Origin of the sequence: Psychrobacter sp. ANT_H56B (assembly GCF_008369245.1) — a bacterium.
In the GTDB taxonomy this organism is placed as follows: Bacteria; Pseudomonadota; Gammaproteobacteria; order Pseudomonadales; family Moraxellaceae; genus Psychrobacter; species Psychrobacter cryohalolentis.
In genome coordinates this window covers 18,783-30,711 of the sequence record NZ_VOBF01000014.1, presented here as the reverse complement: position 1 = coordinate 30,711, position 11,929 = coordinate 18,783, and the positions used below count along the sequence as shown (strand labels likewise).

Below are 11,929 nucleotides of genomic sequence, written 5' to 3'. Positions count from 1 at the left end.
ATATACTTATATACTTATATACTTATATACTTATATACTTATATACTTATATACTTATATACTTATATACTTATATACTTATATACTTATATACTCAATACATACTACAGGGATCTGTATTTATGAAGGTAATCGCGGTATTAAATCAAAAGGGCGGCAGCGGTAAGACCACCATTGCAACGCATTTGGCGCGTGGGCTACAGCTAAAAGGTCATAGCGTACTGTTGGTAGATAGCGATCAGCAAGGCAGTGCGCGTGACTGGAGGGCAGTAGATGAGGACAATCCGGTACCAGTGATTGGGCTAGATAGGCCGACGCTGGATAAAGATCTAAAATACGTGTCTGATAAAGAGTACGTAGTGATCGATGGATCGCCACAAGCCACCAGCCTGGCCATTTCTGCTATCAAGGCTGCTGATTTTATACTAATTCCGGTACAGCCGAGTCCCTACGATATTTGGGCGACCAGCGATTTGGTTGATTTGGTGCAGCAGCGTATTGAGATGATGGATGGCAAACTAAAGGCGGCGTTTGTAGTATCACGTGCCATTCAAAACACTAATATAGGTAAGGAAGTAGCGACAGCACTACTCGATTACAACCTTCCCGTATTAGAGGCTAGAATTATGCAGCGTGTTGCTTATCCTAACAGTGCTGCCCTTGGCAAGACAGTATTTGATACTGAATCGTCTAATAGCAATGCGATAAAAGAGATAACTGCATTGGTTAGTGAGATTCAAACATTTTTTGGTGAGGAGTAAGTCATGAGTTTATCAGCAGGTCGTCCAAGTAAAAAAGCTAAGGATGAATTGGCTTTGTCAGATGTGACTGACAGTCCCAAAAAAACGGTACGAGTGAATTTTAATCTAGATGAAGATAAGCATATTGCGCTCAAACGATATGCGCTCGAAAATCGCAAAACGGTGACTGAGCTGTTGACTGAAATGATCGAGGACAAGCTGGTTGAGAGGTAGGTATAAAAAAGTGAATTTTCTATACATATAAAGAGCATGTGTATAGAAAACCCAAAAAATGATGCATATTATCGAAAGCCGTGAATCGCTTCAGTATCATCGGATGATTGTTTGCTTAAGTCAGATGCAGGAGCAAGGTGCAAAGAAAATACCAATGGCAAAATAAGCACTGTTGCTTTGGTCAGCACCATATAATAGAACCAGGAACGGTCAGCAGTGCTAAGGTATATCGCCCCTTATCATAGCGCACTCAATAACGATTAAAGTTATACAAAGTATAAGGGGCTTTTAGCCCCATCATTATTTCTATAGGATTTTTATCATGACAAGTACTCAACAACGTGCCGAACTCCATCGCCAAATCTGGCAAATTGCAAACGAGGTTCGGGGTTCAGTCGATGGCTGGGACTTTAAGCAGTATGTGTTGGGTACGTTGTTCTACCGCTTTATCAGTGAAAACTTTGCCAGTTATATCGAGGGCGGTGATGAGAGCGTTAATTATGCCACGCTTCCCGATAGTGTGATTACTGATGATATTAAAGACGATGCCATTAAAACCAAAGGCTATTTCATTTATCCAAGCCAACTGTTTGCCACTATCGCAACAGGGGCGCACAGAAACGAGAACCTTAATACAGACTTAGCCGCCATATTCAAGGCTATTGAAGGCTCAGCCAATGGCTACCCATCAGAGCCTGATATTAAAGGCTTGTTTGCTGATTTTGATACGACCAGTAACCGTTTAGGTAATACCGTTGCCGACAAGAACACGCGCCTAGCAGCCGTGCTTAAAGGCGTGGCAGGTCTCAAGCTAGAGCAGTTCGCTGATAACCAAATTGATTTGTTTGGTGATGCTTATGAGTATCTGATCTCTAACTATGCTGCTAATGCTGGTAAATCAGGGGGCGAGTTCTTTACCCCACAAAGCGTCTCTAAGCTGATTGCACAGATTGCCATGCACAAACAGGAAACGGTCAATAAGATTTATGACCCAGCAGCAGGTTCAGGCTCATTGTTATTACAAGCTAAGAAGCATTTTGATAACCATATCATTGAAGACGGTTTTTTTGGTCAAGAGATCAACCACACCACCTATAACCTTGCGCGGATGAATATGTTTTTGCACAACATCAACTACGACAAGTTTAATATCGTGCTAGGCGATACCCTGCGAAACCCGTATTTCGGTGACGACAAACCCTTTGATGCGATTGTATCTAATCCACCTTATTCTGTGAAATGGATTGGTAGCGATGATCCGACGCTGATTAATGACGAGCGTTTTGCGCCAGCTGGTGTACTCGCTCCCAAGTCTAAAGCGGACTTTGCGTTTGTGCTTCATGCGTTAAACTACTTATCCAGTAAAGGCCGTGCAGCAATTGTCTGTTTTCCTGGTATCTTCTATCGGGGTGGTGCTGAACAAAAAATCCGTCAGTACCTGATAGATAACAACTACGTAGAAACGGTGATATCCCTTGCGCCCAATTTGTTCTTTGGCACTACCATATCCGTTAATATCTTAGTGCTGTCAAAACACAAAACGGATAGCAAAACTCAGTTTATCGATGCCAGTAAGTTATTTAAGGCAGAAACCAATACCAATATTCTGACCGACGAGCATATCGCGCAGCTGATGGCGATTTTTGATAGCAAAGCAGATGAGGAATACTTAGCTGTAAGCGTTGATAATACAGTGATTGCAACCAATGACTACAATCTATCCGTCAGCGCCTACGTGGAAGCAGAAGACACGCGAGAGGTGATTGATATCACTACCCTCAATGCGGAACTGAAAGTCACGGTTGCTAAGATTAATCAGCTGCGTTCTGATATCGATAAAATCGTTGCGGAGATTGAGGCATGAGTCAGTTAAGTTATATGGATAAGCTGCTTGATGGGGTTGAGGTTGAGTGGAAAAAACTGGATGAAGTGTTTGATATTTTAGCTGGCGGTGACGTGCCTAAAGAGGCACTATCAGATATGGAAACAGAAGAATTTAATATTCCTATTTTATCTAATGGAATAGGTGATAGATCTTTATATGGATGGACAAATAAAGCTAAAGTTGTTCGACCAAGCATAACTATATCTGCTAGAGGAACAATAGGGTGGACTAGTTATCGAGATAAACCAATTTTTCCTATAGTTCGATTGCTTGTACTAACATCTAAAATTGAATTGAATCTGAAATATGCTTATCACTATATGAAAGCAATAGAGAACAATTATAATGTTCCAAAAAATGGAATACCTCAGCTTACTAAGCCGATGGTGAAAGATATAGTAATTCCCATTCCACCTATCAAAGTCCAAGCCGAAATCGTCCGAATTTTAGATACATTTACAGAGCTTACCGCTGAGCTTACCGCTGAGCTTACCGCTGAGCTTGTAGCACGTAAGCAGCAATATGCCTACTATCGTAAACAGTTATTAACGTTTGATGATGAGGTTGAATGGAAAACGTTAAAAGAAGTTGCGCTTGAACTTGGTCGCGGAAAATCAAGACACCGCCCTAGAAATGATCCAAAACTATATGGAGGAGACGTACCACTTATTCAAACAGGGGATATTAGAAATGCTTCTCATGTTATTAATGAGTACACACAAACTTATAGTGAATTTGGGTTGGCACAAAGTAAGTTATGGCCTAAGGGCACGCTTTGCATAACCATAGCAGCCAATATCGCAGAAACTACCATACTTGGCTTTGATTCATGTTTTCCAGATAGCATTATAGGTTTTGTTGCAAATCCAGAAAAAACAACTGCTAGCTACGTCGAGTATCTTTTGACTTCATTTAAATCAGAACTTCAGGCGAAAAGTACTGGTAGTGCTCAAAGCAATATAAACCTTGCAACTTTCGAACGTATAAAATTCCCATTTCCATCTCTACCTGAACAAGAGCATATCGTAACCATCCTAGACAAGTTCGACGCCTTAACCACCTCACTCACTGAAGGATTACCGCGTGAAATTGCCTTGCGTCAGCAGCAGTATGAGTATTATCGTGAGCTACTGTTGAGTTTTCCTAAATTAGAAACATGCACAGACACCAATTTGTAAGGATAAACCTATATGTCTACTTCCGTGCCAAGCCTACAAAATCAAACTACTGAGTTTCTGCTCTACACCGAACCAAATGGAGAAGTAAAAGTTGAGGTGCTGCTAAGTAACGAGACAATTTGGCTAACTCAAGAACGTATGGCTGAGCTATTTGGAGTGCAACGCCCTGCTATTACAAAGCACTTGAAAAATATTTTTGAAAGTGGTGAATTGCAAGAACAAGTGGTATGTTCCATTTTGGAACATACCACTGAACACGGCGCGATTACTGGGAAAACTCAAACTCAACACGTGCGGTATTACAACCTAGATGCGATAATTTCGGTAGGTTATCGAGTCAATTCAACCCAAGCCACTCAGTTTCGAATCTGGGCAACACAACTGATTAAAGAATATATTATCAAAGGTTTTGTCATGGATGATGAACGTCTAAAAAATGGGCAGCTGTTTGGTAAAGACTACTTTAAAGAGCTATTGGATCGAGTGCGGTCTATTCGAGCCAGTGAACGGCGTATCTATCAGCAGATTACTGATATTTTTGCCGAATGTAGCATTGACTACGATTCGAGTTCAGAAACCACTCGTTTGTTTTATGCCAGTGTGCAAGATAAGTTTCACTTTGCAATTACTGGCCATACAGCAGCAGAAATAATCTCATTAAGTGCTGATGCGAATAAGCCTTTAATGGGTATGACTAGCTACAAAAATGCACCTGATGGTCGAGTGTTAAAAGCTGATACAGTTATTGCTAAGAATTACCTAAGCGAAAAAGATATTAAAAAATTAGAACGCACTATATCGGCTTTTTTTGATTATATAGAGGGTATTGTTGAAAGACGTAATACTTTCACCATGGAAGCATTTGCTGAAAGTGTAGATAAGTTTTTAGCCTTTAATGAATATCAAATATTAGAAGGTTATGGAAATATATCTCGTAAAGTGGCAGAGCGTAAGGCTCATGCAGAATATGAAGTATTTAATAAGCAACAAAAGATAGAGTCCGATTTTGATCGTGAAGTTAAAAAACTGCTGCAAAAGAAGGATAGTAGTAAATGACTGAGCATACCAAAACGATTGCTGAATCGAACAACTTTATTGTCCTCAATAAATACACCAAGTGTGATCAGCCTGATGGCGGCTATCAAACCGAAGACGACTTAGAGCGTGAGTTGCTCAAAGATTTACAGAACCAAGGCTATGAGTTTGTCCCTGCTTTAAACTCACCGCAAACTATGCTGGCTAACGTGCGTGTGCAGCTACAACTCTTAAATGAGGTGCAGTTCACCGATGACGAGTGGCAACGCTTTGTGATGAGTTACCTCGATAACCCTAGCGATAACAGCACTGATAAAGCGCGTAAGATTCATGATGACCATATCCATGACTTTACGTTTGACGATGGACGGCTGCAAAATATCGCGCTATTGGATAAGAAGAATATCCCACGCAATAAAGTGCAGGTGATCAAACAGTTTGCCCAAACAGGCACACAGGCGAACCGTTATGACGTCACTATCTTGGTCAATGGCTTGCCATTGGTGCAAGTCGAGCTGAAAAAGCGTGGCGTTGCTATTCGCGAAGCCTTTAACCAAGTGCATCGTTATAGTAAAGAGAGCTTTAACTCTGATAACTCCCTCTATAAATACATACAGCTGTTTGTGATCTCAAACGGTACAGATACCCGTTACTTTGCCAATACCACTAAGCGCAATAGAAACAGCTTTGATTTCACCATGAACTGGGCGAGATCAGACAATACCTTAATTAAAGACCTAAAAGACTTCACTGCTACCTTCTTCCAAAAGCATACCCTGTTGAACGTGCTGATGCATTACACCGTCTTTGATGTAAGCGACACCTCATTGGTGATGCGCCCTTATCAAATAGCGGCTACTGAGCGCATTTTGTGGAAAATCAACAGCGCCTATCAAACCAAAAAGTGGAGCACCCTTGAGAGTGGTGGCTTTATCTGGCATACCACAGGCTCAGGAAAAACCTTAACCAGCTTTAAAGCGGCACGTTTGGCGACTGAGCTACCTTTCATTGATAAAGTATTTTTTGTGGTAGATCGTAAGGATCTTGATTACCAAACCATGAAGGAGTATCAGCGCTTCTCCCCTGAGAGTGTAAATGGTTCAGACAGTACCGCAGGGCTAAAACTTAACCTTGAGAAAGACGACAATAAAATCGTCGTCACTACCATTCAAAAACTGAACAACTTGATTAAAGGTGACGGTGATTTACCCATCTATGGCAAGCAAGTAGTGTTCATTTTTGATGAAGCACACCGCAGCCAGTTTGGTGAAGCTCAAAAGAACCTGAAAAAGAAATTTAAAAAGTTCTATCAGTTCGGGTTTACGGGCACACCTATCTTCCCAGAGAACGCGTTAGGGGCTGAGACGACCGCCAGCGTGTTTGGTCATGAGCTGCATTCCTACGTCATTACCGATGCCATTCGTGATGAGAAGGTATTGAAGTTTAAAGTCGATTACAACGACGTACGCCCACAGTTTAGCGGTATTGAAAGTGAGCAGGATGAGACCAAGCTGACTGCAGCAGAGAATAAACAGCTGCTATTACATCCTGATCGTATCAATGAGATATCGCAGTACGTGTTAAAGCACTATAGGCAGAAAACCCATCGCTTAAAATCAGGGGGCAAAGGCTTTAACGCTATGTTTGCTGTCAGTAGTGTGGACGCTGCTAAGGCTTACTATGAAACCTTGAACCACTTGCAAAAGGACAGCGATAAACCGTTAAAGATCGCCACCATTTTCTCTTTTGCCGCCAATGAAGAACAAGACGCATTGGGGGACATTCCAGATGAAGGTTTTGAGCCGACGGCAATGAACAGCAGTGCCAAAGAGTTTTTAAGCAGTGCTATTAGTGATTATAACGGCATGTTCAAAACCAATTATGGCGTAGACAGCAAATCCTTCCAGAACTACTACCGTGACCTTGCTGAGCGTGTCATCAAGCAGGAAGTAGATTTATTAGTTGTCGTTGGGATGTTCTTAACAGGTTTTGATGCCCCTACATTGAATACTCTATTCGTGGATAAAAATCTGCGCTATCACGGCTTAATGCAAGCGTTCTCACGCACCAACCGTATCTATGACGCCACCAAGACGTTTGGCAATATCGTGACCTTTCGAGATTTAGAGAAAGCGACTATTGATGCTATCACCTTGTTTGGCGATAGAAATACTAAAAACGTGGTGCTAGAGAAGAGCTATAAAGAATATTTGGAAGGCTTTACCGATATTGCTACAGGCAAAGCGCGCCGTGGTTATTTGGAAGTGGTCAAGGAGCTGCAACAACGCTTCCCTAATCCTGATGAGATTGTCAAAGAGTCCGACAAGAAAGACTTTGCCAAGTTATTCGGGGAGTATTTGCGTGTTGAGAACATCTTACAAAACTATGATGAGTTTGCAAGCCTAAAAGCACTGCAAGACTTGGATGTGACCGACGCGAAAGCAGTTGAGACGTTTAAGGATGAGTATTACCTAAACGACGATGATTTAGCCGTTATGCAAGCCATTAAAGTGCCTGCTGAACGTACCGTACAAGATTATCGCTCTACCTATAACGACATAAGCGATTGGCTACGTCGTGAAAAAGCGGGTGAGCAGCAAGATGAGTCTTCTATTGATTGGGATGACGTGGTGTTTGAGATAGACTTGCTCAAATCACAGGAAATTAATCTTGATTACATACTCGGATTAATTTTTGAGCATAATAAAAATACCAAGGACAAATCTGCCTTGGTTGAAGAAGTAAGACGTTTGATTCGGGCAAGCCTTGGTAACCGTGCCAAAGAGAGTCTGGTGGTCGATTTTATTAATCAAACCAACTTAGACAACATCCCTGATAAATCCAGCATTATTGATGCCTTCTTTAGTTATGCTCAGGTAGAACAACAACGTGAAGTCAAAGATATGATTGCCGCTGAAAACCTAAATGAAGATGAAGCTAAGCGTTATATTACTGCTTCTCTAAAGCGCGAGTATGCCAGTGAGAATGGTACAGAGCTGAACGCCATCTTACCTAAACTGAGTCCACTCAACCCACAATACTTAACCAAAAAGCAAAGTGTTTTACAGAAAATTGCTGCTTTTGTTGAGAAGTTTAAAGGGGTTGGTGGGAAGGTCTGATTGATGACATGAAAGATGGGTATACTAAATTTTGTGTCAGTGTCAGTATAAGCGCAATGACAGTTGCACAAAGTTTGGGATGCTCTCGTTTTTTCTATAGATTGTCCTATTATCTAATAGCTTTGAATTAGAATCACTTTTTAAAAAAGCACTGCCCAAAATTATCTTGTAAATAGGATTACGGTATGTCCAATATAAGCACACTAGAAGTCAATTTATCTGACGATCATCTGAAGCGTGTATCGAGAGCTTCCCCAATCCAAGCTATTGAAGAGCTAATCTGGAATAGCTTGGATGCCGATGCTACCAATATATCTGTACGTATCGAATCTAATGACATAGGCAACCAGTCCATTACTATTGAAGATAACGGCACTGGTATATCTGAGAAACAAGCAAGAAATTATTTAGGTTACATTGGCAACTCTTGGAAAGCTTCTAGGTCAGAAACTGAAAGTGGTAGGCCTATTCATGGCCAAAAAGGTGAAGGGCGCTTTAAAGCATTTTCATTAGGTAGAGTTGTTGATTGGGAAAGTGTATTTCAGCAAGATGATAACTTTCATAAATTAGTCATTTCTTTAAATTCTGATAGAGCTAACAAGTTTGATGTACTTAAAGCAGCCCAATCAAACGATAAGGAAACTAAGTCCGTAATAAGAATAAGTGAGTTAAATAAAAAAGTTGCAGGGCATAATTTCAATGAGCTACGAAACAAACTTACCCAGACTTTTTCACCCTATTTGTACGCTTATTCTGATATTAAAATACTGATAAATGGCTATCCAATTAATCCTCATGAAGCTATAGAAGGTATTAGTGAATATGAATTAGAGTTAGATAGCATAGTGGGAACTCATAAAGTTAAAATTATTGAATGGTTAGAGATCAAGTCAAAACAGCTTTTACTATGCAAAAGTAACGGTACTGTTCTGAAGGAGCAAAGAGTTGAGCCTCATCGTATCAGAAGCTTGGGATACTCTTTTTCTGCCTACTTAATAAGCGATTACATTACTAAATTAAACAGTGAGTCTAGTTTAGACTTGGTGGACTTGGATGCTGATGGCAAAGATTTGATAGAAGCAGCCTATCAACAAATAAATAACCACTTCAAAACAAAAAAAGCAAAGGAGCACTTGCTTAGACTTCAAAGATGGAAGGAAGCAGGTATTTATCCATTTGAGGAAAATAATGATCTAGGAGTTATTGAAACAGCCAAACGTGAAATTTTTGATATTATCGCTTCTAAAGTTGAGGATAATTTACCTAAATTTGCAAACTCAAATGATAAGACAAAAAAGTTCACCTTTAAATTACTGTCCCAAGCACTTGAAGATAATCCGCAGTCGATGCAAGCCATTATGACGGAGGTATTGAACCTAAGCACAGAAGAACAAGATGAGTTTGCTAAATTATTAGAAAAGACCAGCTTATCTCATATAATCAAATCAGCCAAAATTGTAGCTGATCGTTTAGATTTTATTGAATCATTACATACGCTCGTTTTTGATCATAAAAAATCGTTGCTAGAAAGAGATCAGCTGCATAAAATTCTGGAAACTGAAGGCTGGATTTTCGATGAGCACTTTTCTTTAGCAGGTAGTGAGAAACGCCTTGAAGACGTATTAGATATACACCTCAAGTTACTTGGAAAACGCAGTGAAGATGATGGAGACGTTTTAATAAATGATGAAAGACAGGGAAGGGTAGATCTAATGCTATCTAAATCGGTAGAAGTTAGGCCAGGTCATAAAGACTTCTTAGTCGTTGAGTTAAAGCGTCCTAATAAGAAAATAGACAATGATGTTATAGGTCAGCTTATGGGTTACGCCCAAGCAGTTAATGATGACGAAAGATTTGATAAGTCTAATTGCAAATGGAAGTTTATAGCAGTTTCCAATCAATTTGATTCTATAGCAAAAATGAGAGCAAACAATATCGGACTCCCCAAAGGTTGCGTTCATCAAGTAAGTGGAATAGAAATTTATATTATGACGTGGTCAGAAGTTATAACCAATGCTAAAGCACGGCTAAAATTCTATCAAGAGCAGCTACGTTATGAAGCTGATACAGAAACTAGTCTCTCTTACCTTCATAAAATGCATAACGAATTTATACCTAAAAACATTCAGAAACAGGATTTGGAGTGTTTACTGGATTCTGTATAAGCGCATTTTAAAAAGACCGCTTATCTAAATTAATAATAGAGCTAATAGCCTACCTAGAATAAACTAAGGTGTAAAACCGCTGCAATCAACCTATCATTGACCTATACTCAAAACATAAATCCTCTAAATGATAACCTATCTATCATTAGACTTGTTTCTATTATTAAATGATAGCAATATCTTGTTATTATCAATGAACATTAATTATTAAGTCTAAGTAATAGAGGTGGCGTTATGACCGTTAGTATTTATGTGAGAGCCAGTACTAAGGATCAAGACGCTAAGAGAGCCTTATCTGACTTGATTAGTTTTAGCAAAAGCTATGATGATAACCATGTAGAGTACGTTGAGAATTTTAGTGGTACGAAGCTCGATAGACCCGCACTCACTCTGTTACTCAGTGACGCTGAGGAAGGCGATATTCTGCTGGTTGAAAGCGTGGATAGATTAAGCAGGCTATCTCAAGATGATTTTGCGATTCTAAAGCAGCGTATCAAAGACAAGGGCTTACGATTGGTAGTGGCTGATCTACCAACTACGCATACGGTAAGTAAAGGCATGACAGGTGAGATCCTAACAGTGATTAACGATATGCTGATCGACTTATTAGCAACGATGGCAAAGCTTGATAACGATAAGCGTAGAGAGCGTATTAAGCAGGGATTGGCTAACAGTGGCTATAAACCTACTGGAAAGAAAGCCAATGTAGCAAAACACAATCGTATTAGAGAGTTAGATAGCCAAAACAATATGACAAAGGAGGAGATCGCTAAGGCAGTTGGTGTAGGCGTAGCTACCGTTTATCGGGTGTTAAAGCAGGGCTAATAGTATGGTGGCATAATAAAGTTGGACAGCTGTTAAGATATTATACTACCTCAAAGAAGGAAAAGAGTATGACCAGCAAACGCAACCAATATACTCGAGAATTCAAACTTGAAGCCATCAGCTTAGTTACTAACCATAAGCGTAAATACCCGACGTTGCTGATTCCCTAGGGATAGGCAAATAAAGATTTGATCACCAATAAAGCAACAGGTTTTATTAATAATTCACATTAATCGTGACTATGTCAGAATAGGTATCAGGCTTGAAGTCAGCGCTAGGAACAGTAGCGTAGACGCTTTGGTTTTGAGCAGAACCAGTGCCAGTACCCGCTACTCCATTTCCCAAGTTTGTAGAGGTAGCAGTGTTTCCCCATGGCGTTCCACTAAGACCAGCGGTGGAACGCAGTTGATAAGGAACCATATCTGAGTTACCACTGCTTCCTTTCATAACACCCGCCCCATCTTTATTACCATTGGAAGGCGCCAAGCCGATATTGTATACCGTACCATTTGTACAAGTTAAATTAATAGGGTTAGTACCTTTGCTCTCAATATTATTAGTACTGGATGGCGTATTACCAAAATCTACATTACTTTTGGAATTAATCAGGCATTTGGTAGGAGCATTGGCTTGAACATAGAATGTGTTCATACGTTGAGTGGGTGTAACTCCAGGACCAGATCCTGATGATGAGGCGCAATTACCATTTATACCTGCTACAGACGTCACAAGTGTGTCGTTAATATTA

General features: G+C 40.2%; 10 protein-coding genes. 8 read left to right on the top strand and 2 right to left on the bottom strand.

Annotated features, from left to right (window positions below):
• The first annotated feature begins 122 nt into the window (after positions 1 to 122).
• Together parA and FQ082_RS12515 are read left to right on the top strand one after the other, a co-directional pair.
• Positions 123 to 761, top strand: coding sequence for a ParA family partition ATPase (gene parA / locus FQ082_RS12520; protein ID WP_149410075.1), 639 nt, complete (start codon positions 123 to 125; stop codon positions 759 to 761).
• Positions 762 to 764: 3 nt separating this feature from the next.
• Positions 765 to 974, top strand: coding sequence for a plasmid partition protein ParG (locus tag FQ082_RS12515; protein ID WP_149410076.1), 210 nt, complete (start codon positions 765 to 767; stop codon positions 972 to 974).
• Between the two features lie 68 nt (positions 975 to 1,042).
• Here the strand turns inward: FQ082_RS12515 and FQ082_RS13180 are convergent, their stop codons facing one another.
• Positions 1,043 to 1,165 carry a hypothetical protein gene (locus FQ082_RS13180; RefSeq protein WP_262498228.1) on the bottom strand — a complete coding sequence of 41 codons (123 nt, stop codon included), beginning with the start codon at positions 1,163 to 1,165 and terminating at the stop codon, positions 1,043 to 1,045.
• A 131-nt stretch (positions 1,166 to 1,296) separates the two neighbouring features.
• Here FQ082_RS13180 and FQ082_RS12510 point away from each other — a divergent pair, with 131 nt between their 5' ends.
• The 6 genes from FQ082_RS12510 (at position 1,297) to FQ082_RS12485 (ending at position 11,181) form a co-directional block, all read left to right on the top strand.
• Positions 1,297 to 2,838, top strand: coding sequence for a type I restriction-modification system subunit M (locus FQ082_RS12510; RefSeq protein ID WP_149493396.1), 1,542 nt, complete (start codon positions 1,297 to 1,299; stop codon positions 2,836 to 2,838).
• The gene (locus FQ082_RS12505; protein ID WP_149493395.1) at positions 2,835 to 4,037 is read left to right on the top strand and encodes a restriction endonuclease subunit S; all 1,203 of its coding nucleotides are present in this window, start codon (positions 2,835 to 2,837) and stop codon (positions 4,035 to 4,037) included. The genes FQ082_RS12510 and FQ082_RS12505 overlap by 4 nt, the downstream gene beginning before the upstream one ends.
• 12 nt (positions 4,038 to 4,049) lie before the next feature.
• On the top strand, positions 4,050 to 5,093 hold the full coding sequence (locus FQ082_RS12500; protein ID WP_149493394.1) for a virulence RhuM family protein: 1,044 nt from the start codon (positions 4,050 to 4,052) through the stop codon (positions 5,091 to 5,093).
• Positions 5,090 to 8,191: a type I restriction endonuclease subunit R gene (locus FQ082_RS12495; protein WP_149493393.1), complete on the top strand. Its 3,102-nt coding sequence runs from the start codon at positions 5,090 to 5,092 to the stop codon at positions 8,189 to 8,191. Before FQ082_RS12500 ends, FQ082_RS12495 begins: the two co-directional genes overlap by 4 nt.
• 185 nt (positions 8,192 to 8,376) lie before the next feature.
• Entirely contained in the window at positions 8,377 to 10,356 is a 1,980-nt protein-coding gene (locus FQ082_RS12490) for an ATP-binding protein (protein ID WP_149493392.1), read from the top strand.
• Positions 10,357 to 10,590: 234 nt separating this feature from the next.
• Positions 10,591 to 11,181 carry a recombinase family protein gene (locus FQ082_RS12485; RefSeq protein WP_149493391.1) on the top strand — a complete coding sequence of 197 codons (591 nt, stop codon included), beginning with the start codon at positions 10,591 to 10,593 and terminating at the stop codon, positions 11,179 to 11,181.
• Positions 11,182 to 11,397: 216 nt separating this feature from the next.
• Here the strand turns inward: FQ082_RS12485 and FQ082_RS13175 are convergent, their stop codons facing one another.
• Positions 11,398 to 11,910, bottom strand: coding sequence for a spore coat U domain-containing protein (locus tag FQ082_RS13175; RefSeq protein WP_262498227.1), 513 nt, complete (start codon positions 11,908 to 11,910; stop codon positions 11,398 to 11,400).
• Positions 11,911 to 11,929 lie beyond the last annotated feature (19 nt).